Here is a 21,521-nt window from a genome sequence, read left to right on the forward strand (position 1 = left end):
AGGCGAGCCTCACCGGCCAGATCGCGAAGCGATGTCGCGCTCGCACCAAGCACGGTCAGGGTGCGAGCCGCCAGGCGAGCCCCTGGGCCGGGATTGAATAGACACAGCCTCAGCGTGCGCGGGCGCCCTCCCGGAGGCGTTCGGGGTCCACTTCGCGTTCAGGGAGGCGGCGCAGGTATTCGGCCTCCATGTCGTTCATCCGGCGGGTGTGCTCGCCGAACGCCTGGTCGGCGGCGTGGCGCAGGGCGTCCATCCGCGTTTCGTAAAGGTGTCCCAGTTCGCGCATGAGATCGTCGTCGCTGAGTGCGGCGGGTTCGACTCCGTTCGACATGGTGTTGGGGGTACCCGTTTTGGTCGGGGCAAACATTCCCTTGCGCAGACTTGAACACCAACCTAGCGTTTGCTGCATGACCGTCCCGGAGGACTTTCCGCACGCGCATTTCTCGAACGGCCATCCGTACTCTCTTTACGAACGGATCCACCGGGCCGGCCCGGTTCGGCACCCCGGCGGGGGCTACTGGGTGGTCGGGACGCACGCGGAGGTGCGCACCGTGCTCGCCAGGCCGGATCTCTTCCGCTCCCGGGACGGCATCCTGCTCGAAGAGACCCCGGACTCGTACGAGGCGCCGCCGACGATCACGCACACGGATCCGCCCGACCACACGCGCTACCGCGGCCTGGTCGCGCCCGCGTTCCGTCCCGCCGTGCTGCGGCGGCTGGAAGCCGATGTGCGCGACCGGGTGCGGGTGCTGCTCGACCCGCTGGAGCCCGGCCGCCCGTTCGACGCGGTCGCGGAGCTGGCCGTGCCGCTGCCGCTCCAGGTGATCTGCCTGCTGCTGGGCATCCCCGAGACCGACTGGGCCCGGTTCCACCGGTGGTCGGAGGCCATCGTGCCGGGCGCCGCGGACATGAGCGAGGAGGAGCGGAACGCGCTGCGGGTGGAGTGCGGCACCTACCTGCTCGCCGCCGCCCACGAGCGTCGCGAGGGGCCGCCCGGCGGTGATGTGGTCTCCCAGCTCGCGCTGGCCGAGCTGGACGGCGACCGGCTGACCGACCTCGAACTGGTGATGTTCCTGATCCAGCTGCTGGTAGCAGGGAACGAGACCACGCGGCACGCCATCTCCGGCGGCCTCCGCGCCCTCGCCGACCATCCCGGGCAGTGGTCCGCGCTGCGCTCCGGCGCGGAGGCGATCGACGGGGCGGTCGAGGAGATCCTCCGCTGGACCTCCCCGGTCGTCTACTTCATGCGGACCGCCGCCGAGCCGGTGCCGCTGGGCGGAGTCAAGATCGCCGCCGGGGACCGCCTCATGGTCCTCTACGGGGCGGCGAGCCGCGACCGGGCCGCCTACGGCCCGGACGCGGGATGCTTCGACATCGCCAGGCGGCCCGAGGCGGGCCTGCTCGCGTTCGGTTTCGGACCGCACTTCTGCCTGGGCGCGGCACTGGCCCGGATGGAGATCAGGATCGTGCTGGAGGAGCTGCTGGAACGCGGGTACGAGCGGATCGAGACCGCGGGCGAGGACGAGCACAACGGCTCCACCGTCGTCACCGGACTGCGCCGCTGCCCCCTCAGGCCGGTGTAGGCGGGCAGAACACCGCCAGCGCCCCCGGCCGCTTGCCGACGCGGACGGACGGGGGCAGCGAGGTCACCTCGCCGTCCCTGGCCATCCGCAGCCCGCCGCCCGGGGCCGCCAGCTCCAACGCGTCGGCGTGCCACGCCCGGTAACCGGGCATCACGTGCAGATGACCGGCCAGCACAGCGGCCAGCGCCCGCAGCCTGGGCACCCGCTCGCCGGTGGTGACCAGGCGGATGTCCAGCCGCCCGTCGTCCAGGTGGCGGCGCCAGGTCGGCGCCGGCCCGCGCGAGCCGTACGAGCAGTTGCCCACGAAGCCCAGCCACACCCGGCGCAGCCGCCCGTCGACCAGCAGCGGCAGCGGCTCCGAGTGCCGGAACGTGCGCACCGCCGCCACCGCCAGCGCGCCCCACTTGCCGAGCCGGCCCTCCAGCCGCTCGCGCCGCTCCACCAGCTCGGTGTACGCGCCGATCCCGGCCGTGTTGAGGAAGATCAGCTCGTGCTCCGGGGCGTCCTCGTCGCCGACCGGGGCGACCACGCCCACGTCCACCCGGCCGAGCCGCCCGCCGCGGTAGGCCGCCACGGCGTCCGCCGCCGTCTCGATGCCCAGCGCCCGGGCGAAGTGGTCGAAGGTCCCGCCGGGGATCGGCAGCAGCGGCACGTCGTGCGCCACCGCCGCCCGGGCGGCGGCGTTGAGCGTCCCGTCGCCGCCGATCACCCCGAGCACCTCCGCGTGGGCCGCGGCCTCGTCCAGGACCTTGTCCAGGTCCTCGTCCGGGCCCGGCCGGACGATCCCGGCCGCGGGCAGCTCCCGCCGCACCAGGCCCACCGCGGACTCGGCGGCGCTGCGCAGCACCGGCACCTCCGCGGCGCCCTCGCCGGCACCGGCGTCCCCGTTGACCACGACCACGATCCCCTGCCCGTCCCCGGTGATCATCACCTTCTCGGTGAAGGTGCGGGTGATGTGCGCGACAGGGGGCCGGGCGGGCCAGACCAGCCGGGTGCCGAGGGCCGCCAGCGCGCCGATCCCGACGCCCGCGAGCACGTCCCCCGGGTAGTGGGCGCCGGTGTAGATCCGCGCGAACGCCACCGCCGCGGCCGTGGCGGCGACCGGGGCCGCGACCGCGCGCGGCGCCTCCATCGCCACCCCGGTCGCGAACGCCGCCGCCGAGGCCGAATGCCCGGACGGGAAGGCGTGCGAGGTCGGCAGCTTCCACCGGATCCGGATCGGCGGGACCAGGTCGACGACCGGGCGGGCGCGCCGGAACGCGTGCTTGCCCAGCACGTTCACGACCGGGCTGGCCACCGCGATCGCGACCGAGCCGCGCAGCGCGGCGCGCCGCAGCCGCGCGCGCCGGGTCAGCCCCATGGCCCCGGCCGCCGTGAACCACAGCACGCCGTGGTCGGCGGCCCGGGACAGCCGCGGCAGGACGACCTCCAGCCCCGGCAGGTGGGCGGCGGCGACCTGGTCGAACGCCCAGCGGTCCAGCCGCCCGAGCCTGCGCAGCGGCCCCTTCCTGAAGAGGGCGGGCGTGCGCCGGCGCCTCCTGCCGCGCTCGGCGGGAGGGTGGTCGAACGGACGGCGGCCGAGCACCCGGCGCGCGGACGCCGTGTAACGAGATTCCAACACTACGCTGGGTATCGGACGGTGTCGCTCTTGGTGATCGACATGCATGTCGGGGGTATCCCCTGGAGGTCGGACATGATTCCTGAAAGATCTCAAATCAGCGGTCACATATGGGCGAACGTCCCTCACATATGGTGGACTGCAATAGGCTGCCCGGCATGAGTCACCCGGAACGGCTCAGCACCTCGGGTGGCGAGCCGGTCGGCGCTATCGCTGAGCCTCCTCATATGAACGGACGGAGCAGCGTGTCGCTGGCCGAGTTCGCCGCACGGCACGGTCTGACCCAGAGCGCGGCGCGCCCCTCACCGCGCAAGTACGTCCAGGAGCTGTGGCAGCGCCGCACGTTCATCTGGGCGTTCGCCTCCGCCAAGACGACCGCGACCTACACCAGCTCCCGGCTCGGGCAGCTGTGGCAGGTCCTCACCCCCCTGCTGAACGCCGGTGTCTACTACCTGATCTTCGGTGTGCTGATCGGCACCAACCGGGGCATCGACAACTACACCGCCTTCCTGATCACCGGCGTCTTCGTCTTCACCTTCACCCAGCGGTCGCTGACCGCGGGGGCGCGCTCGATCGGCAACAACCTGTCGCTGATCCGCGCCCTGCACTTCCCGCGCGCCTCGCTCCCCTTCGCGCACGTGCTGATGGAGCTGCAGCAGCTGCTGATCTCCATGGCGGTGCTGTTGATGATCGTGCTGGCCACCGGCGAGCCGATCACCTGGCACTGGCTGCTGATGGTGCCGGTGCTGGCGCTGCAGCTGATGTTCAACATCGGGATCAGCCTGGCCATCGCGCGGTTGGGCGCCTTCGCCCGGGACGTGCAGCAGCTGCTGCCGTTCATCACCCGATCCTGGCTCTACTTCTCCGGCGTCTTCTTCCTGATCCCCGAGATGGGACAGCGGATCGCCGACAAGGGCCACTCGTGGGTCGGCCCGATCCTCGAGGCCAACCCGGCGTCGGTGTACCTGGAGCTGATGCGGGCCGCGCTGCTCACCAGCTTCCGCGAGGACGTCCAGCCGTACGACGTCGACTTCGGAAGGCTGTGGCTCTACGCCGTCGCGTGGGCCCTGGTCGCCTTCTTCGGGGGTTTCTGGTACTTCTACCGTGCGGAGGAGAGGTACGGCCGTGGCTAAGGCGCTCAAGGAGAAGGCACCGGTGACCGGCTCGGTTCCCCAGCCCGAGGTGGTGGTCGACCCCACCCGGGAACCGATCGTGGTCGTCGACGGCCTGCACATCGTCTACCGCGTCTACAGCGGCGGTGGCGGCAAGGGCACGGCGGCCAGCGCGCTGCTGCGCATCGTCAAGCGGGAGAACCGGCCGCAGATGAAGGAGGTGCACGCCGTCCGCGGGGTGTCCTTCATCGCCTACCGGGGCGACGCGATCGGCGTGATCGGCACCAACGGGTCGGGCAAGTCCACCCTGCTGAAGGCGGTCGCGGGGCTGCTGCCGCCCGCGCGCGGCGGCGTCTACACCGACGGCCAGCCCTCGCTGCTGGGCGTGAACGCGGCGCTGATGCGCGACCTGTCCGGCTCCCGCAACATCGTGCTGGGCTGCCTGGCCATGGGCCTCACCCAGGAGGAGACCAAGGCCAAGTACGACGAGATCGTCAAGTTCGCCGATCTCAAGAAGGGCTTCATCGACTACCCGATGTCGACGTACTCGTCGGGGATGGGCGCCCGGCTGCGGTTCGCGATCGCCGCGGCCCGCACCCACGACGTGATGCTCATCGACGAGGCCCTGGCCACCGGCGACGCCAAGTTCAAGAAGCGCAGCAAGGACAAGATCGAGGAGCTGCGCCGGGACGCCGGCGCGGTGTTCCTGGTCGCGCACAACCTGGACGTCATCGAGGAGACCTGCAACCGGGTGATCTGGCTCGACGAGGGCCGCATCCGGATGGACGGCGACCCCAAGGAAGTGCTGCGGGCCTACACCGAGGCCACCGGCAAGTAAGACGGGTCGGAGCCCCAGGGGAGACCGGAAACGGTGCCCCTGGGGCTTCTGCGTCCCTGGAGGCCGGGACCTGCCCGCACTGATAGGTATGGGGGACAACAGATCGACTCACAAGGAGGTCGCGCCATGCCCGCAAAGCCGCCGCTGCCGCACGAGCACCTGCCCGAGGTCCCGTCGTTCACCGTCACCAGCGAGGACGTGACCGAGGGCGAGCAGCTCTCGGACCGGCACGTCTTCGACGACTGGGGCTTCAGCGGCGAGAACCGGTCGCCCCAGCTGAGCTGGTCGGGCTTCCCCGCCGAGACCAAGAGCTTCGCGGTCACCTGCTACGACCCCGACGCCCCCACCGGCAGCGGCTTCTGGCACTGGTCCCTGTTCGACGTCCCGGCCGACGTCACCTCGCTGCCCACCGGCGCGGGCACCGAGGACGCCAAGGTCGGTGTGCAGGCGCGCAACGACTACGGCGTGAAGGCGTTCGGCGGTGCGGCCCCGCCCCCGGGGGAGCCGCACCGCTACGTCTTCACCGTCCACGCCCTGGACGTGGAGTCCCTCGGCATCCCGTCCGACGCGTCACCGGCCGTCGTGGGCTTCAACGTCACCGCCCACACCCTGGCCCGGGCGACGATCGTCCCCGTGTACGGGCACTGAACCCTGCCCTGGGGTGGGGCCGGACCGGCCTCACCCCGCGTCGGGGTCGACGTGCTTGGGCCGGTTCTCGAAGATCTTGACGATCACCCAGCGGTGCCCGTCCGGACCGGCCTTCTCGCCGGGGGAGACGCGCATGTCGTAGGCATCGGTCAGGTAGGCCGAGTCCAGCTGGGCGGCGCACGTCATGGCCAGCATCTGGCCGTCGTCCCGGAACTTCAGGGCGCAGTTGGCGGAGATCTTGACACCTTCGTCCTCGAACACCTCCGGTATCAGGTTCCGGCACATCTCCGTCAGGTATCCGGCCGACGGCGGCTCCGCCCCCTCGACCAGCACGAACACGTGGGCGAGGGGCTTGTTGAGACGCTTGGTCCGGCCCGACCAGCGGCGGCCGTTGGGTGGCGGAGCCAGGTCGAGCGCGCCGCCGCACCGCGGGCAGGCGAGGCCGTCCCCGCCTGCGCGGGCGTGCCGGTTGCAGAAGGTGGCCTTGCACGCGTCGCAGCGGCCGCCCCTCGCATTGCGGATCACTGCCCGCCGGCCGTCCAGCATGTGATGGGCGCTCATCCAGGCCAGCGCGCAGCCGGGCGCCTCGCAGGCGGAGTAGATCGCGTTCAGGCGGCTGTCGTCCATCTCCTGGGGACCGACCCGCTCCTCAGGCTCGGCGTCGGTCGTGTCCCGCGCGCCCAGGTAGACGATCTCACTGGCCAGTCGCCGCGCCTCCGGCAGGTCCGGGTGGACGTCGAAGACCACCAGGACGCACCGCAGGGCCGACCGGTACCGGCGCTCCACGAGCAGCGCGGCCGCCTCGTCGAGCAGTTCCCGCGCCCACCTCGTGGGGCCCCTCTCTCGCATGTCGAGAAGGCTAATGACAAGGGCCCGGGACCCCTCCCCAGGGAGAGCCGCGCTCGCCGGCTTCGCTCCTGGCAAAGCGCAGCCGTCAACAGGGGGACTTGCCGGATCGGCAAGCCTGTTTGGCCCGACTCAGGGCACGGGCTCATGATCGTGGAGAGAGCCGAGGAGTTCATATGCCACGATCCACATCGTCCCTGCCGGAGGCCCGGAACCGGCTGGTCGAGGTCGCCGGCGGGCGCATTCACCTGGTGGAACAGGGCAGCGGGCCGCTGGTCCTGTTCGTGCACGGTTTTCCCGAGTCGTGGTACTCATGGCGGCACCAGCTTCCGGCGGTCGCCGCGGCGGGATTCCGGGCGGTCGCCGTCGACTTGCGCGGGTACGGCCGATCGTCCAAGCCCCGGGACGTCCAGGACTACCGGATGCTCGCGCACATCGCCGACAACGTGGGGGTCGTGCGGGCTCTCGGCGAGGAGACGGCGATCATCATCGGCCACGACGTCGGTTCCCCGATCGCCGCCGCCAGTGCCCTGCTCCGTCCCGAGGTCTTCACCTCGGTCGCGCTGCTGAGCGTCCCTTACGCGCCCCCGGGCGGCCCGAGGCCCACCGGCGTCTTCGCCCAGATGGGCGGCGACGAGTTCTACGTCTCCTATTTCCAGGAGCCCGGACGGGCCGAGGCGGAGATCGAGCCGGACGTCCGCGGCTGGCTCGCGGGTTTCTACGCGGCCCTTTCAGCCGATACGAAGACCGACCACGACGAGCTCTTCCTGGTCCCGCCGAAGGGCACGCTCCGCGACCGCTTCACCGATACCGCGCTTCCCACCTGGCTGACCGAGACCGATCTGGACGTCTACGCGGCCGAATTCGAGCGGACGGGCCTGACCGGGGCGCTCAACCGCTACCGCAACATGGACCGCGACTGGGAGGACCTGGCCGCCTGGCGGGGAGCGCCGATCGTCCAGCCGTCGCTGTTCGTCGCCGGCGGGCTCGACGCGTCCATCACCTGGATGGCCGACGCCATCAAGGCCTTCCCAGCCACGCTCCCGGGCCTGGACTCGTCCCACATCCTGGACGGCTGCGGCCACTGGGTGCAGCAGGAACGCCCCGACGCGGTGAACGAGATCCTCACTGATTGGCTGCGACGGCGAGCGCCCCTCACGCGATCTTCCCGAGCACCCCGGACTCGACCACGATGAGCGTGCCGATCGCGATGAACACCGCCGGGACGAGCCACCGCCCGTAGCGCTCGACGATCTCGATCACCTTCTTGTGGGAGCCCAGCCAGGACGCGGCCAGGCACCACAAGGCGACTCCAGCCGCGAACACCGCGATGGTCACGGCCGTGGGACCGGCGCCGATCGTCCGGAACACGGGTGTGTAGACGGAGATGTTGTCGGCACCGTTGGCGATGGTGACCCCGGAGACCGCGAGCATGCTGCCCGCGACCACCGGAGAGGCGTCGTCGCCGGCGGCGCGCATCGCCGAGACCAGGCCGCGGACGCCCAGCGCGAGCGGAACCAGGCCCAGCAGCCCCACCCAGTCGTCGGGAACGACGGTCAGCCCCAGCGCGGCGATCACCGACACCGCCACCAGCGCCGCGATCCCCAGGTACTGCCCGGCCCAGATCTGCCGGCCCCGCGGACGCCCCTCGGCCCGTCCCGACAGGAACAGCACCGTCAACACGATGATGTCGTCGATGTTCGTCCCGACGAACATCCCGGCCGCCGTAGCAAGAGTCCCACCGATCCCGTCCACGGACGGTGAACCTAACCCAAACGCCGCTGATGGTCTAAAGGGGCCCGCTCGTCGTTCTCCACCCAAGGCTTATCCATCGAACGCACTGCACTTCGGCCAGGGGCCGGGTCCCCGGCGTGGCGGCCAGGAAGGCGTGTGCGAGCGTCACAGGGTTCAGGGAGCGAGGTTGCCGCGCCTGACGCGGGTCACGAGGTCTGCGAACGCCGTACGGGAGATCGTTAGATGACCGGCCGCCGGAGCCTTGGAGTCCCGCACCCCGACGCGCCCCTCGAGAGCCGCGACCTCCACACATTGGCCGTTTCCGCTGCTCCGGCTGCTCTTACGCCAGCGAACGCCATTCTGCTCGGGACGGGTCCTCATGGGGTTCCTCCTCTTGCCAGCACCCTCTCCGCTACCGCAACCACCAACTCGGCCGAGGCGGCAGGGCTGAGAGCCACAGCGCGAAGATGTTCGCAAACCAGCGTATAACGGCCAATGTCGGCATTCTCGATCGCGGTCGGGCGGGATGATCACGCTGACTCTGTACGACACGGCCGGAGCGCTGCGGTGCGAGGTGGCCGACGAGGGCGGACCCACCGTGCCGACCGTGCGGCACGGCGTGGAGCCGCGCGAGCACGGTTACGGCGTTCTGCTGATCGAGTCCCTGGCCGACAGGTCCGGACATTTCACGGGCGACCAGGGACGCCTTCACGTGTGGTTCGAACTCGACAAGGGCTGACCCGGGCCTACGGGAGGGGCGTGGGCTCCTTTGCGGTCCGTTGTTCGGCGGTCTCGTTCTTGGTGCGGGGCCAGGTCAGTGGGGTGGTGATGCAGGCGGCCACCACGAGGATCGCGAAGGCGGCCCATAGGGCGGTGGTGTAGCCGTGTACGGATGCGGCGGCGGGCGTGGTGTCGCGGGTGGCCAGGTAGGACGCGGTCGCGCTCGCGGCGATGGTGTTGAGCAAGGCCGTGCCGAGTGCGGCGCCGAGTTGCTGGGAGGCGTTGTACGCGGCGGACGAGGCTCCGATGTCGTGCGGCTGGATGTCCGCTGTGGCCAATGCGGCGGTCGGGGGCAGGACGCAGCCGAGGCCGAAACCTGTGAGTGCGAGCGCGGGTGCGAGGTACAGCGGCAGGATGTCGGTGCTCTGCGGGGTCAGGCGGGTCAGGATGAGCATTCCGGCGGCGGCGGCCGCCAGGCCGGGGACGATCAGCGCCATGGGCGTGACGCGGCCGTGCAGCCGTCCCGCGATGAGCGTCGAGCCGACCAGGGCGGCCAGGGCGTTGATGATGAGCGTCAGCCCTGCCTGGACCGGTGAATAGCCGAGCACGGCCTGGGTGTAGTAGCTCATGAACAGGTAGAAGCCGAACATCGCGACGAACATCAGCGTGATCGCGATGAACGCGCCGGCACGGGCGCGGTGCAGCAGGATCCGCAGGGGCAGCAGAGGTCGGGACGACCGCTTCTCGACGGCGGCGAACGCGGCCAGCAGCAGGGCCGCGCAGGTCAGCAGGATGATCACCGTGGGCGAGTCCCAGCCGAGCGACTCGGCCTCGTTGAAGGCGTACACGAGCGAGGCGAAGCCCCCGGCGCTGAGCAGCGCGCCCGCGACGTCGAACCGGCCGCGGGCCGGACGGTCCCGCGGGACGACGCTCGCGCCCAGTGCGGCGAGCACGGCGAAGGGGACGTTGATGTACAGGCACCACCGCCAGCTCGCGTACTGGGTGAGCAGGCCGCCGAGGATCAGGCCGACGGCCGACCCGGCGGCGCCGACCGCGGCGAACACGCCGAACGCCCGGCCGCGTTCGCGCGCCTCGGTGAAGGTGGTCGCCAGCAGGGACAGGGCGGCGGGGGCGAGCGCGGCGGCGAACACGCCCTGGAGGGCCCGGGCCGCGAACAGCGTCCCGGGGTTGGCCGCGGCCCCGCCCAGCGCGGACGCGGCGGCGAAGCCGATCAGGCCGGCGGTGAACGTGCGGCGGTGCCCCAGCGCCCCGCTGATCCGGCCGCCGATCAGCAGCAGGCCCCCGAAGGCCAGCGCGTAGGCGGTGATCACCCAGTGCCGGTTCGCGTCGGACATGCCGAGTGCTTCCTGCGCGGACGGCAGGGCGATGTTCACGATCGTCCCGTCCAGGACGACGAGCAGTTGGGCGGTGCTGACGATGGGCAGCGTCCACCAGCGCCGCCTGTCTTCAAGAGTCATGACCTCCATCGTTGCGTTGAAGTCGTCCCGGAGACTTTCGGCCGACGTGCCAGGGGCGATGGCGGGAAACCCTCAAGTCGTCGGGAGGGCCCTGGCGGAGGAGGCGGCCGTCGGCCAGGTGCAGGCAGTGGTGGGCGCGTTGGGCGGCGTGCGGGTCGTGGGTCGCGTGGACGACGGTGACGCCGTCGCCGGCCAGGCCGTCGAGGATGCTCATGATCCGTTCCTGGGCGTCCTGGTCCAGGCCGGCGGCGGGCTCGTCCAGGAGCAGGAGTTCGGATCGCTGGGCGAGCCCTTGGGCGATGAGGGCCCGCCGGCACTGGCCGCCCGATAGCTCGCGCAATTGCCTCGGAGCGAGATCGGCCACGCCGACGCGTTCCATGCATTCGGCGATCACGGCCTTGTCGTGCCTGGTGAGCGGTTTCCACCAGCCGCGGTGCGCCCACCGCCCCATGGCGACCGCGTCCCGGACGCTCATGGGCAGCGCGGCGGGGATCTGTGCGTGCTGGGGCACGAGTGATGGACGGCTCGTTCCGGCCTGCTCCACGGACCCTTCCGAAGGGGACAGGCAACCGGCGAGGACGCCGAGCAGCGTCGATTTGCCCGAGCCGTTGTGCCCGACGAGCGCGGTCACGCGTGCGCGCGGCACGGTGGCCGTGATGTCGTGCAGCACCGTCGTGGCGCCGTAGCCCGCGCGGACTCCGCGCATGGTGATCGCCGTCTCTGTCACGAACCCTCCATTGCAAACGATAACGGTTTTCATTATATGGTGCCCGACATGGACTGGCTCTTCGCCCCGTTCGGGGTGACTTTCGTGGAACGGGCGCTGTGGGCCGGGTTGCTCGTCTCCGGCATCTGCGCCTTGGCCGGCACGTGGGTCGTGCTGCGCGGGATGGCGTTCCTGGGGGACGCGATGTCGCACGGGATGCTGCCGGGCGTCGCGGCGGCCTCGCTGCTCGAGGGCAGCCTGTTCCTGGGGGCCGCGGTCAGCTCGGTCGCGATGGCACTGGGGGTCACCGCGCTGTCGAGGTCGCCGCGGCTGACGCAGGACACCGGGATCGGACTGCTGTTCGTCGGGATGCTCGCCACCGGCGTGATCCTGGTGTCGCACTCGCAGAGCTTCGCGGTGGACCTGACGGCGTTCCTGTTCGGCGACGTGCTGGCGGTTCGTCCCGGGGATCTGGCCGTGCTGGCGGCGGCACTGGGCGCGGCGGCCCTCGTCGCCGCCGCGGGGCATCGGGCCTTCGTCGCCCTGGCCTTCGATCCGCGCAAGGCCCGGACCCTTGGCTTGCGGCCCCGGGCGGCGCACGCGCTGATGCTGGGCCTGCTCACCCTGGCGATCACCGCGTCCTTCCACGTGGTGGGCACCCTGCTGGTGTTCGGGCTGCTGATCGCCCCGGCCGCGGCCGTCGTGCTGTGGGCGCGCAGCGTCCCGCTGGTCATGGCGGGCGCGGCGCTGCTGGGCGCGTTGTCCACGGTCGTGGGCCTGGTCATCTCCTGGCATCTGAGCACCGCGGCCGGTGCGACCATCGCCGCCACCGCCGTCGCGCTGTTCTTCCTCTCCGCGCTGGCGGCCGGCCTGCGCGACCGCCGCCCCGGGTTCGCCTCATGATCTGTGGAGGACGCGCGTGGACGGCGGCCGTCGCGGCAACGGTCCTGCTGGCGGGCTGCGGCGGCTCCGGCCCCGCGGCCCCACGGCAGACGCCCCACGGCTACGTCCGCGGCGCCGAGGAGACGGCCGAGCCGCAGCGGCGGCTGATCCTGGCCGAGGCGGCTGGCGGCACCGTCCACGCACTCGATCCCGCCACCGGTAGGACCGCCGCCGTGGGAACGGTGCAAGGCCTCCAGTCGGTCGGCGGCGACGGGCGCTTCGCCTACCTGGCCACCGGCGGCGGAGTGCACGTTCTCGACACCGGGGTCTGGACCGTCGACCACGGCGACCACGTGCACTACTACCGCGCCCGCACCCGGATGCTGGGACACGTGCCGGACACGGGCACGGTCGGCATCACCGGCGACGCCGCCCTCACCGCGTTGCCGGCGCGCGGGGGCGTGCGCGTGCTGGACCGCGAGTCCCTGGACGGCACCGGAAGGATCGCCGAGCCGGTCAAGGTCGCGGGCCGGGTGGCCGTCCCGTACGCCGGACGTCTCCTGGTCGCAGGGGAGGGCCGGGTCGCCGTTCACGACCGCACGGGCCGCCGCGTGTCGCGGTTCGCCGAGCCGTGCCCCGATCCGCGCGGGCAGGCGACGACCCGGCGCGGCGCCGTCATCGGCTGCGCCGACGGCGCCCTGCTGGTGACCGGCAATCGGGCGCACAAGATCGCCTACCCCGGCGCGGTCCCGGCGGACGAGCGCGCGACGGAATTCCGGCACCGCCCGGGATCGCCCGTGCTGGCGGCCAGAGCCGGTGACAAGGGCGCCTGGGTGCTCGACCTCGCCGCCAGGAAATGGAACCGCGTCGGCTCGGGTCCCACGCTGGCGGTGAACGCGGTGGGCGAGGACGCCCCTGTCCTCCTGCTCGGCCGCGACGGCACGATGCGCTCCCATGACCCGGCCACGGGCAGGCAGAAGGCGTCCAAGCGGATCCTCGACGGCGCCGGTCCCGGAGCGGTGATCGAGGTGGACGCCGCGCGGGCCTACGTCAACGACGCCGCCGGAAAGGCCGTCCACGAGATCGACTACAACGACGACCTGCGCCTGGCCCGGACGTTCGACCTGCCCTTCGCCCCCGGCCACATGGTGGAGACCGGATGGTGACCGCACGACGGCGCCGCCTCATCGCGATCCTGGCCGTGCTCTGCCTCTCCCTGGCGGGCTGTTCCGCATCGGGCTCCGAGCGGGCCGGAGTCGTGGTCACCACCAACATCCTCGGTGACATCACCCGCGCCATCGTGGGCGACCAGGCCGAGGTGACCGTCCTGATGAAGCCCGGCGCAGACCCTCATTCGTTCGGCATCTCCGCCCAGGAGGCCGCCCGCGTCGAGAACGCCGCCCTCCTCGTCCACAACGGCCTCGGCCTGGAAGAAGGTGTGGCGCGCAACGTCGAGGCGGCGCGCCGGCAAGGAGTGGCCTCCCTCGCCGTGGGCGAGGGCGTCGACCCGCTCCCCTACACCGGCGGGAAGACCGCACGGCAGCCCGACCCGCACTTCTGGACCGATCCGGTCCGGGCGCTCAAGGCCGTCGATCTCATCTCGGGCCAGGTCGTCCGGCGCGTCCCCGGGGTGGACGCCTCGAAGGTGCGCGCCAACGCGGCCGCCTACGGCGAGCGGGTCAGGGAGCTCGACGCCTGGATGAGGCAGAGGTTCGCGACGATTCCAGCCGGCCACCGCGACCTGGTGACCAACCACCACGTCTTCGGCTACCTCGCCCGGCGCTACGGATTCACGGTCATCGGAGCCATCGTCCCCAGCGGCACCACGCTCGCCTCCCCCAGCGGCTCGGACCTGAGATCGCTGGCCGACGCGGTCCGCCGGGCCGGGGTCCCCGCGGTCTTCGCCGACTCCTCCCAGCCGGACCGGCTCGCCCAGGTCATGGCGCGGGAGACCGGGCTGAACATCAAGGTCATCCCGCTCTACACGGAATCGCTCACCGGCGCGGGCGGCGGTGCCCCCACCTACCTGCGGATGATGCGCGCCAACGCCGAAGCCATCACCTCCGGCCTCACCGGACGATGACGCGGCACGACAGAACAAGGAGAGCAGCAATGAACGAGGCGATGTCACGCGTACTGCCAGGCGCGATGGTCGCGGTCGCGCTCACGCTGAGCGCCTGCGGACAGGGCGACCCCGGCGGGCGGAGCAAGGCGCCGGCCCCCGCCGCGGTGAAGGTGAGCGAACCGCTCGTCGCGACTTATGACGGCGGCCTGCTCATCCTGGACGCCAAGACGCTCAAGGCCGTCCAGCGCATCCCCCTCCCCGGCTTCAACCGGGTCAACCCCGCCGGGAACGGCCGCCATGTCATGGTCTCCACCGCCACCGGTTTCCGCGTCCTCGACGCCGCGGGCGCGACCCTGACCAAGGACGAGTTCACCGCGCCCAAGCCCGGCCACGTCGTGCATCACGCGGGCAAGACCGTGCTGTTCTCGGACGGCGCCGGCAAGGCCACCGTCTTCGACCCCCGCGGGCTCGGCGCCGGGCTCCCGCCGTCCACCACCCACACCGCACAGCATCCCCACCACGGCGTGGCCGTCGCCCTGGCCGGCGGCCGGTTGCTGATCACGCTCGGGGACGAGGAGAAACGCCCGGGAATCCAGGTGCTCGGCACCAACGGCGAGGAGGTGGCCCGCAGCGAGGACTGCCCCGGCGTGCACGGCGAGGCAGCGGCCAAGGACGGGACCGTGGTCATCGGCTGCGAGAACGGCGCCCTGCTCTACCGCGACGGCAAGATCACCAAGGTCCGGGCGCCCGACCGGTACGGACGCATCGGCAACCAGGCCGGCCACGAGGACTCCCCCGTCGTCCTGGGCGACTACAAGACCGACCCCGACGCCGAACTCGAACGGCCCGAGCGGGTCTCCCTCATCGACACCCGGTCCGGTGACCTGGAACTGGTCGACCTGGGCACCAGCTACACCTTCCGTTCCCTGGGCCGCGGTCCGCACAGCGAGGCCCTGGTCCTGGGCACCGACGGCGCCCTCCATGTCATCGACCCCGAGCGGGCCGAGGTCACCAAGAAGATCAAGGTCATGGACGAGTGGCGGGAACCGCTGGAGTGGCAGCAGCCCCGCCCCACCCTCTACGTCCGCGACCACACCGCCTACGTCACCGACCCCGCCGGCAAGAAACTGCACGCCATCGACATCGACTCAGGAAAGGTCACGCTCACCGCGCAGTTGCCGCACTCCCCCAACGAACTCACCGGCGCCTGAGGAAACGATGAGCTTGAAGGCGGCCTGGTGGGTGCGGCCTTGTTCGTAGGCGGATTCGTAGGCAGGGGTGCCCAGGCGGGCTTTCAGGGCCTCGGTCAGGTTGTGGACGTCGGGATGGCGGGTGTCTGGGCCGCCTCGTAGCGCGTGTGCGGCGCCTAGGATCTCGGCGGCCTGGCAGGGGTGGTCTTGGCGCAAGAGGAGTCGGGCCTGGCCGACGGCCACTTCGGCGACCATGGGCATGTCGGGCATGATGGCGGCGATGGCAAGGGCCTCTTGAAAGCTTTTCTCTGCGGCTGTCAGGTCACCCGTGGTCGTGGCCAGGTGGCCTTGGGCGGCCAGGTAGAGGGCACGGGACGGGGGGTCGGTGGTCTCGGGGGCGGCGAGGGCCAGTTCGCGGGCTGCTTCCTCTAGGTCGCCCCTGTGACGGGCCAGGTCGGCCAGGAGGACGCGGGCCAGGGCTATTTGATGCGGCGATGTCGTGTCGGCCAGAACGTCCTGTAGCTCGGCTTGGGCCTTGTCCAGGTCTCCGCTGTGGACTCGGATCATGGCCAGCCAGATCTGCTGCTGGTTGTCGGCACCCAGTTCGCGGATGAGTTCCGTCGACTCTTCCAAGGCGGCGGCTGCGGCGTCGAAGTCTCCTGTGGCGGAGTGGGCGAACGCGGCGGAGGCCAGGGAGATGGACAGCCCCCAGCGGTCGCGCGATTCGCGGAAGGCGGTCACGGCGTTGCGCAGGTCCTGGCGGCCTTGTGCGGCGGTGCCCGTTTGGGCGCCGTGGAGGAAGGAGCGGATCAGCCAGGTCATGGCGCGCGTCCAGGGGTCGGCGTGCGCCAGGTGCGGGTCCAGGGCTTGGACGCCGCCCTGGATGTCTCCTGTGGATAGGGCTTTCAGTGCCTGGACGTGGGCTCCGGTCGGGTCGTCCAGGGGTGGTGCGTCCGGGAAGTCCTTCGCCTGTGCCAGTTCACCGGCGAAGCTGGCGTTGAAGAGGAAACCCGCCAACGCCGTTAGGCGCCGGCTGCTTGTGCCTGGCATTTCCAGGACGGTGCGCAGCCGGTTGGTGGCTTCTGTGTGGTCGCCGTGGATCGTCCAGTAGAGGCTCAGGGCGGCGCCCAGGCGGACGGCGGAATCGGTGTCTCCCGAGTCGCAGGCCCGGTGCAGGGCGGCGAGGAGGTTGTCGCGTTCGGCGTCCAAGCGGTTGAGCCAGACGAGTTGTTCGGGGCCTCGCAGGTGGGGTTCGGCGAGTTCGGCCAGGGTCAGGAAGCACGAGACGAACGCATCCTGGGACGCCCCGAAGCGGTCGGTCTCGGCCAGGCGTTCCAGGCCGTATTCGCGGATCGTGTCCAGCATCCGGTAGCGGGTGCCGTCGAGCTGGAGCAGGGACTTGTCGACCAGGGCGTCCAGGGTTTCCAGCGCGATTCCCACGTGCTGGGCGCTGGACGGGGAGAACGTGGCGGGGAAGACGGCGAGGCGTTCGGCGGCGTCACGTTCGGCGGCGGTGAGGAGGTCCCAGCTCCAGGCGACGACGCCGCGGAGCGTGCGGTGGCGGGGCAGGGCGGTGCGGTTGCCGCCGGTCAGCAGGCGGAAGCGGTCGTCCAGGCGGGCGGCCAGGTGTTCCAGTGGCATGGAGCGCAGGCGGGCCGCGGCCAGTTCGATCGCGAGCGGGAGGTTGTCGAGGCGGCGGCAGATGGCGGGCACGTGCGGGCCGGAGGCGAATCCGGGGCTGGCAGCGCCGGCTCGGTCTACGAAGAGGCGGCTCGCCTGGTCGTCGTCCAGCGGCGGGACGGGGCACAGCGTCTCGCCCGCCATGGCGAGCGGTTCGCGGCTGGTGGCGAGGATCGTCAGGTCCGGGCAGCGGCCCAGCAGCTCGTGCGCGAGCCGGGCGGCGGCGTCGATCACGTGCTCGCAGTTGTCGAGGATGATCAGGGTCTCGGCCGGCGACAGGGATTCGGCGAGGCGCTGGACGACGTCGGCGGAGCGGCCGGGTTCGTGCAGGTCGAGTGCGGCGGCGACGGCGTAGGGGACCTCGTCCGGGTCCGTCACCGGGGCCAGCTCCACCAGCCAGGCGCCGGCGGCGACCGTGGTGGCGAGGCGGGTCTTGCCGACGCCGCCTGGGCCGACGAGGGTGACCAGGCGGTTCCCGGCCAGCAGGCCGCGAAGCCGGGCGCGCTCCCGTTCGCGTCCGACGAAGCTGGTCAGGGGCGCGCGCACGTTGCCGGAGGCCGGTCTCTTGTTCCCCAGGACGGTCAGGTAGAGGTTCTGGAGCTCGGGCCCGGGGTCGGTGCCCAGTTCGTCGGCCAGGAACCGCCGGTACTCGTCATAGGCGGTGAGGGCCTCGGGCTGCCTGCCGTCCGCGAAGAGGGCCCGGATGCGCAGGTGGCGGAGCCGCTCGCGGTACGGGTGCGCGGTCGTCAGCCCGTCCAGTTCCGCGATGAGGGCGGACGGGGCAGTGCCCCCGTTCAGGGCGGCGTCCAGGCGATCCTCTTGGACGTTCAGGCGCAGCTCGTCCAGCCGTACGGCGGCGTTGGCGGCGAAGGGGTGGCGCGGCGCGGCGTCGGCGAGGGCCTCGCCCCGCCACAGCTCCAAGGCCGCTGTGAGCAGCGTGAGGGCTTCGCCGGGTCTGCCGCCGCGGAGGGCCTGGCGGCCTTCGTGGGCGAGGGTCTCGAAGCGGCGCGCGTCCACCGCTTCGGAGGGGAGGTCCAGGCGATAACCGGCGGGCAGGGAGAGCAGTGCCGAGCCGTCGGGAAGGGCACGGCGAAGCCGGGCGACCAGCGAATGCAGGGCGTGCGGCGGATTGTCGGGACCGTCCTCGGCGGACGGCCAGAGCGCGTGGCAGAGGGCGTCGACCGTGACCACGCGCCCGGCGTCCAGGGCCAGGCGGATCAGCAGCGCGCGAAGCCGCGCGCCGCCGATCCGCACAACGGTGCCGTCGCCGGCCGTCACCTCAAGAGGGCCCAGGATGCCGACGCGCATAGGCCCACTGTGCCACTGAGTCAGCCGGTACCGGCGCGCGCGGCCTCCTTCTCCTTCTTCGCGATGAACTCGGTACGGCAGCCCTCGCAGCAGAACCCGTACAGCGTCCCCTCGTGCTCCAGGGCCGGGGCCTTGCCGAGCTCGACGAGCATGCCGCACATGGGGTCCATGAGCGCCTTGCCTTCGGCGTAGGCCTGCCTGAGGGGATCGTTCATCATCTCGACGAGTTCGGCGGACGTCATCGGCTTGCCCTGGACACCGATGCTCCCTTCCGGAACGCCCAGGACGTGCATCTGGACGACGGCGTCCGGGGCGACGTCCGTGATCGCCTTGGTGAAAGCGCCGATGATGTGCGCGCTGATGTCCTTGCGCCAGGGCCCGGGCGCGTGAACGCGCACCATGTAGGGGGACGGGTCGCCCGGCCCCACCGGGCGCTCGCCCACCACCCATGTTTCCGGCCGGTGCACCACGACGTGGAACTGGGACGCGAAGATGCCCGCGGACGGCCCTTCCATCTCCTCTTCCGCGTCGTGGGCGGTGTGGCGCAGCAGGCTCTGCGCCACCCGCCGGCACTGATCGGCGTCGAGGGCGTTCTGAGGTACGAAAAGTTCGATGAACAGCATGCGGGCCACGCTGCCTGGGCTGTCTGTCAGACGGCTCGCAGACCGCTGTCAAGCGGCGGGCCCGTTCAGGGCGGACCCGCCACCTGTCACCTCGTCAGGACTGCCATGGGAAGCGGTCGGAGAAGGCGGGTTTGAGGTCGTCAAGCCAGGCGGCCTCGGGGTCGTACTTGGCGAAGAACGGTTTGCCCACGAGTTCGGAGTCGCGGCACTGGATGAAGTGCAGGGCGAAGACCTTCTCGCCGAACAGGTCCAGTACCCCGTCCACGCAGACCTTGCCGGGCGTGGCCGACATGGACGGGCCGCGGACCGTACGGGAGAGGCCCGAGACGTCCTTGTAGGCGTCCCGGAAGATCTCGTACGCGCGCCCGAGCGGGACCGCGAAGTAGTCCTGCGGGCCGGTGTCCCGCTCCACGAACATGTAGTAGGGCACCATCCCCATCCGGGTCTGGGTGCGCCACATGGTGTTCCACACCCCGGGGTCGTCGTTGATCGTGCGGATCAGCGGCGCCTGGGTGCGGATGACGGCGCCGGTGTCGCGGATGCGCCGGATCGCCTCGGTGACCACCAGCGGCTCCAACTCGCGCGGGTGGGTGAAGTGCGCCATGAAGGCCAGGTTCTTCCCGGACTCCGCGACCTGCTCGAAGAGCCGGAGCATGCCGTCGGCGTCGGGATCGGTGACGAACTTCTGCGGCCAGTAGGCCAGCGACTTGGTGCCGATCCGGATCGACTCCAGCTGCTCGATGTCCAGCAGCGGCTCGACGTAGCGGCGCAGCACCCCCTCGCCCATGATCATGGCGTCGCCGCCGGTGAACAGCACGCTGGTCACCTCGGGGTGGGCCAGCACGTAGTCGCGGAGCTGCTGGGAGTCGTCCCCGGCCATCTTCAGGTCCGGTTCGCCGACGAACTGCGCCCAGCGGAAGCAGTAGGTGCAGTACGCGTGGCAGGTCTGGCCCTGCTTGGGGAAGTACAGCACGGTCTCGTCGTACTTGTGCTGCAGCCCGGGGATCCTGCCGTCGCCGAAGCTGGGGATGTTGAGTTCCATCTGCCCGGCGGGATGGGGGTTGAGCCCCATCCGGACCTCGCGTGCCACGGCGTCGATCTCGGCTTTCGGTGCCTCCTTCCGGAGCAGGTCGGCCAGCCGTGCGACGTCCGCGGCAGGCAGCATGTCCGGCATCGGGAAGACCAGCCGGTAGATGGGGTCGTCCGGGGCGGCCGACCAGTCGATGAGCTCCTCGATGACGTAGGCGTTGGTCCGGAACGGCAGGACCGTGGCGACGGCCCGGGTCTCCAGCCGTTCCCGCTCGGACAGCCCTGCCCGGGCGGTGAGCTCGTCGAGGTGCTTCGCCGTGAAGGCGCGGAACTTGCGACCGGAGGATCGCATCGCGGGAGCCGCGTCGTTCACCAGTGTCACGTGTTGGGTCTCCTTGAAGTAGCGGGGCACGCGCGTACCCTGGGGCCGCGCGTCGTCACGGACGATGATCCCTTTGGCCCAGGCCACCCCCATTGAAGCGCCTGAACCCTCACTATGCCGAATATCTACCCTTATGCCGGTACAAAGATGCTGGTCAACCCCTGACAAGACAAATCGCCTCTAGATGGGCGTGTCGGACTTTTGCCCACTTTTGACTCTTGCGGGACGTGAGCGACGCCCGCGTCCGACGCACTCGCCCTCACCCCTATGCTGCGAGTAGCTCGACCGGAACTCAGGGTGAGGAGCCCAGGTGAAAGCGTCAAGGAAACCGGACGGACCCGGTTCCACTCCCACCCTCACGGCAGGACTGGCCCTGGTCGCCGCGGTCGCCTACAGCTCCTTCTTCCTGGAGCACTGGCTCAGCCCGTCCCAGGACAGCATCAACGCCTACGTCAGCGAACTGTCCGCAGCCGACCAGCCCTACCACGCCGTCTACAGCGGCGGCGACTTCGTCACCGGCTCGCTGGCCGTCACCGTCGCGATCATCGCGCTGACCACGCTGCGGCGGCGCCCCTGGGCCGTCGTCGGCTGGATCTTCCTGGCCCTGTTCGGGCTGTGCGCCATCGGCGACGCGGTCTTCCCCCTCGACTGCGCGCCCAGCCTGGAAAGCTTTTGCGCCCTGCGCGAACGCGCCGAGCAGGTCAGCTTCTCGCACTCCTTCCACGCGGTGACCAGCAGCCTCGTGATCATCTTCGGGGTGGTCGCGCTGTTCTCCCTGTCCATCGCCGCCCGCCGTTACGGCTGGTGGCCCGCGCTCGCCCGCTGGGGCTGGCTGCTGGCCGTCATCGAGATCGTCTGCGCAATCGGTACGCTGCTGGCGATGGTGCTGGGCCGGTGGCTCGGCATCATCCAGCGGCTCCAGATCAGCATCCTGATCCTGGGCCTGCTCACCATCGCCTGGGCGCTGTACGCCGAACGGCGCGGGAACCGCGCCGAGGCCGGCGGCACTCCCCCTGCACGCGAGAGGGCACCCCATGAGAAGGCAGACGGCACGGACAGCCGAGCAGCATGAGAAGGCG

General features: G+C 71.0%; 20 protein-coding genes and 1 pseudogene. 11 read left to right on the forward strand and 10 right to left on the reverse strand.

The genetic code is table 11. From position 1 onward, the window contains the following. Positions 1–109: 109 nt before the first annotated feature. Complete coding sequence (locus ABD340_RS28885; protein ID WP_344593131.1) at positions 110–331, reverse strand: DUF6158 family protein; 222 nt, start codon at positions 329–331, stop codon at positions 110–112. Between the two features lie 76 nt (positions 332–407). Here ABD340_RS28885 and ABD340_RS28890 point away from each other — a divergent pair, with 76 nt between their 5' ends. Beyond that, positions 408–1,583 carry a cytochrome P450 gene (locus ABD340_RS28890; RefSeq protein ID WP_344593132.1) on the forward strand — a complete coding sequence of 392 codons (1,176 nt, stop codon included), beginning with the start codon at positions 408–410 and terminating at the stop codon, positions 1,581–1,583. On the opposite strand, the gene ABD340_RS28895 is transcribed toward ABD340_RS28890, so the two are convergent. Next, complete coding sequence (locus ABD340_RS28895) at positions 1,570–3,201, reverse strand: bifunctional phosphatase PAP2/diacylglycerol kinase family protein (RefSeq protein WP_344593134.1); 1,632 nt, start codon at positions 3,199–3,201, stop codon at positions 1,570–1,572. The two genes, ABD340_RS28890 and ABD340_RS28895, sit on opposite strands and share 14 nt — an antisense overlap. Positions 3,202–3,428: 227 nt before the next feature. Between ABD340_RS28895 and ABD340_RS28900 the strand changes: the two genes are divergently transcribed. From ABD340_RS28900 to ABD340_RS28910, 3 genes are all read left to right on the forward strand, one after another. Beyond that, entirely contained in the window at positions 3,429–4,334 is a 906-nt protein-coding gene (locus ABD340_RS28900) for an ABC transporter permease (protein ID WP_344593135.1), read from the forward strand. Beyond that, positions 4,327–5,151, forward strand: coding sequence for an ABC transporter ATP-binding protein (locus ABD340_RS28905; protein WP_344593136.1), 825 nt, complete (start codon positions 4,327–4,329; stop codon positions 5,149–5,151). The genes ABD340_RS28900 and ABD340_RS28905 overlap by 8 nt, the downstream gene beginning before the upstream one ends. 126 nt (positions 5,152–5,277) lie before the next feature. Continuing rightward, positions 5,278–5,799, forward strand: coding sequence for a YbhB/YbcL family Raf kinase inhibitor-like protein (locus tag ABD340_RS28910; RefSeq protein ID WP_344593138.1), 522 nt, complete (start codon positions 5,278–5,280; stop codon positions 5,797–5,799). A gap of 30 nt (positions 5,800–5,829) precedes the next feature. On the opposite strand, the gene ABD340_RS28915 is transcribed toward ABD340_RS28910, so the two are convergent. Further along, complete coding sequence (locus tag ABD340_RS28915; protein WP_344593139.1) at positions 5,830–6,648, reverse strand: hypothetical protein; 819 nt, start codon at positions 6,646–6,648, stop codon at positions 5,830–5,832. Positions 6,649–6,821: 173 nt separating this feature from the next. Between ABD340_RS28915 and ABD340_RS28920 the strand changes: the two genes are divergently transcribed. Then, positions 6,822–7,841 (forward strand): alpha/beta fold hydrolase, encoded by a 1,020-nt coding sequence (locus ABD340_RS28920; protein WP_344593140.1) that lies wholly within the window; start codon positions 6,822–6,824, stop codon positions 7,839–7,841. On the opposite strand, the gene ABD340_RS28925 is transcribed toward ABD340_RS28920, so the two are convergent. Beyond that, the gene (locus ABD340_RS28925; RefSeq protein ID WP_344593141.1) at positions 7,801–8,361 is read right to left on the reverse strand and encodes a cadmium resistance transporter; all 561 of its coding nucleotides are present in this window, start codon (positions 8,359–8,361) and stop codon (positions 7,801–7,803) included. The genes ABD340_RS28920 and ABD340_RS28925 overlap by 41 nt on opposite strands. 192 nt (positions 8,362–8,553) lie before the next feature. Further along, complete coding sequence (locus ABD340_RS28930) at positions 8,554–8,760, reverse strand: DUF397 domain-containing protein (protein WP_344593142.1); 207 nt, start codon at positions 8,758–8,760, stop codon at positions 8,554–8,556. A 133-nt stretch (positions 8,761–8,893) separates the two neighbouring features. On the opposite strand from ABD340_RS28930, the pseudogene ABD340_RS28935 reads away from it, so the two are divergent. Then, positions 8,894–9,118 (forward strand): annotated as a pseudogene (locus ABD340_RS28935) (ATP-binding protein); the annotation flags it as partial. 7 nt (positions 9,119–9,125) lie between these two features. Here ABD340_RS28935 and ABD340_RS28940 read toward each other — a convergent pair. Beyond that, complete coding sequence (locus ABD340_RS28940; protein WP_344593144.1) at positions 9,126–10,577, reverse strand: MFS transporter; 1,452 nt, start codon at positions 10,575–10,577, stop codon at positions 9,126–9,128. Beyond that, on the reverse strand, positions 10,567–11,304 hold the full coding sequence (aztA, locus tag ABD340_RS28945) for a zinc ABC transporter ATP-binding protein AztA (RefSeq protein ID WP_425547452.1): 738 nt from the start codon (positions 11,302–11,304) through the stop codon (positions 10,567–10,569). The genes ABD340_RS28940 and aztA overlap by 11 nt, the downstream gene beginning before the upstream one ends. Positions 11,305–11,352: 48 nt before the next feature. Here aztA and aztB point away from each other — a divergent pair, with 48 nt between their 5' ends. Genes aztB through aztD form a run of 4 tightly spaced genes read left to right on the forward strand, consistent with a single transcriptional unit; the run spans position 11,353 to position 15,441 of the window. Then, a complete protein-coding gene (gene aztB, locus ABD340_RS28950; RefSeq protein ID WP_344593145.1) occupies positions 11,353–12,186 on the forward strand; it encodes a zinc ABC transporter permease AztB in 834 nt (277 codons plus the stop codon). Beyond that, positions 12,183–13,331: a hypothetical protein gene (locus ABD340_RS28955; protein WP_344593146.1), complete on the forward strand. Its 1,149-nt coding sequence runs from the start codon at positions 12,183–12,185 to the stop codon at positions 13,329–13,331. Before aztB ends, ABD340_RS28955 begins: the two co-directional genes overlap by 4 nt. Continuing rightward, positions 13,325–14,248 (forward strand): zinc ABC transporter substrate-binding protein AztC, encoded by a 924-nt coding sequence (gene aztC, locus ABD340_RS28960; RefSeq protein WP_344593148.1) that lies wholly within the window; start codon positions 13,325–13,327, stop codon positions 14,246–14,248. The genes ABD340_RS28955 and aztC overlap by 7 nt, the downstream gene beginning before the upstream one ends. Positions 14,249–14,277: 29 nt before the next feature. After that, the gene (gene aztD / locus ABD340_RS28965) at positions 14,278–15,441 is read left to right on the forward strand and encodes a zinc metallochaperone AztD (RefSeq protein ID WP_344593150.1); all 1,164 of its coding nucleotides are present in this window, start codon (positions 14,278–14,280) and stop codon (positions 15,439–15,441) included. On the opposite strand, the gene ABD340_RS28970 is transcribed toward aztD, so the two are convergent. The 3 genes from ABD340_RS28970 to ABD340_RS28980 all read right to left on the reverse strand — a co-directional run bounded on the left by ABD340_RS28970 (position 15,379) and on the right by ABD340_RS28980 (position 20,412). Further along, the gene (locus ABD340_RS28970; RefSeq protein WP_344593151.1) at positions 15,379–18,408 is read right to left on the reverse strand and encodes an AfsR/SARP family transcriptional regulator; all 3,030 of its coding nucleotides are present in this window, start codon (positions 18,406–18,408) and stop codon (positions 15,379–15,381) included. The two genes, aztD and ABD340_RS28970, sit on opposite strands and share 63 nt — an antisense overlap. Before the next feature lie 20 nt (positions 18,409–18,428). Next, entirely contained in the window at positions 18,429–19,031 is a 603-nt protein-coding gene (locus ABD340_RS28975; RefSeq protein ID WP_344593153.1) for a YHS domain protein, read from the reverse strand. Positions 19,032–19,125: 94 nt separating this feature from the next. Next, complete coding sequence (locus tag ABD340_RS28980; protein WP_425547460.1) at positions 19,126–20,412, reverse strand: KamA family radical SAM protein; 1,287 nt, start codon at positions 20,410–20,412, stop codon at positions 19,126–19,128. Positions 20,413–20,752: 340 nt separating this feature from the next. Between ABD340_RS28980 and ABD340_RS28985 the strand changes: the two genes are divergently transcribed. Continuing rightward, the gene (locus ABD340_RS28985) at positions 20,753–21,514 is read left to right on the forward strand and encodes a DUF998 domain-containing protein (RefSeq protein ID WP_344593155.1); all 762 of its coding nucleotides are present in this window, start codon (positions 20,753–20,755) and stop codon (positions 21,512–21,514) included. Positions 21,515–21,521: the final 7 nt, after the last annotated feature.

The sequence above is a fragment of the Actinomadura vinacea genome (assembly GCF_039532545.1).
GTDB lineage: Bacteria > Actinomycetota > Actinomycetes > Streptosporangiales > Streptosporangiaceae > Spirillospora > Spirillospora vinacea.

Coding starts and splice junctions, on each gene's coding strand:
- ABD340_RS28885 (WP_344593131.1), bottom strand. CDS start 331: ATGTCGAACGGAGTCGAACCCGCCGCACTCAGCGACGACGATCTCATG.
- ABD340_RS28890 (WP_344593132.1), top strand. CDS start 408: ATGACCGTCCCGGAGGACTTTCCGCACGCGCATTTCTCGAACGGCCAT.
- ABD340_RS28900 (WP_344593135.1), top strand. CDS start 3,429: ATGAACGGACGGAGCAGCGTGTCGCTGGCCGAGTTCGCCGCACGGCAC.
- ABD340_RS28910 (WP_344593138.1), top strand. CDS start 5,278: ATGCCCGCAAAGCCGCCGCTGCCGCACGAGCACCTGCCCGAGGTCCCG.
- ABD340_RS28915 (WP_344593139.1), bottom strand. CDS start 6,648: ATGCGAGAGAGGGGCCCCACGAGGTGGGCGCGGGAACTGCTCGACGAG.
- ABD340_RS28920 (WP_344593140.1), top strand. CDS start 6,822: ATGCCACGATCCACATCGTCCCTGCCGGAGGCCCGGAACCGGCTGGTC.
- ABD340_RS28925 (WP_344593141.1), bottom strand. CDS start 8,361: ATGTTCGTCGGGACGAACATCGACGACATCATCGTGTTGACGGTGCTG.
- ABD340_RS28930 (WP_344593142.1), bottom strand. CDS start 8,760: ATGAGGACCCGTCCCGAGCAGAATGGCGTTCGCTGGCGTAAGAGCAGC.
- ABD340_RS28940 (WP_344593144.1), bottom strand. CDS start 10,577: ATGACTCTTGAAGACAGGCGGCGCTGGTGGACGCTGCCCATCGTCAGC.
- aztB (WP_344593145.1), top strand. CDS start 11,353: ATGGACTGGCTCTTCGCCCCGTTCGGGGTGACTTTCGTGGAACGGGCG.
- ABD340_RS28955 (WP_344593146.1), top strand. CDS start 12,183: ATGATCTGTGGAGGACGCGCGTGGACGGCGGCCGTCGCGGCAACGGTC.
- aztC (WP_344593148.1), top strand. CDS start 13,325: ATGGTGACCGCACGACGGCGCCGCCTCATCGCGATCCTGGCCGTGCTC.
- aztD (WP_344593150.1), top strand. CDS start 14,278: ATGAACGAGGCGATGTCACGCGTACTGCCAGGCGCGATGGTCGCGGTC.
- ABD340_RS28970 (WP_344593151.1), bottom strand. CDS start 18,408: ATGCGCGTCGGCATCCTGGGCCCTCTTGAGGTGACGGCCGGCGACGGC.
- ABD340_RS28975 (WP_344593153.1), bottom strand. CDS start 19,031: ATGCTGTTCATCGAACTTTTCGTACCTCAGAACGCCCTCGACGCCGAT.
- ABD340_RS28980 (WP_425547460.1), bottom strand. CDS start 20,412: ATGCGATCCTCCGGTCGCAAGTTCCGCGCCTTCACGGCGAAGCACCTC.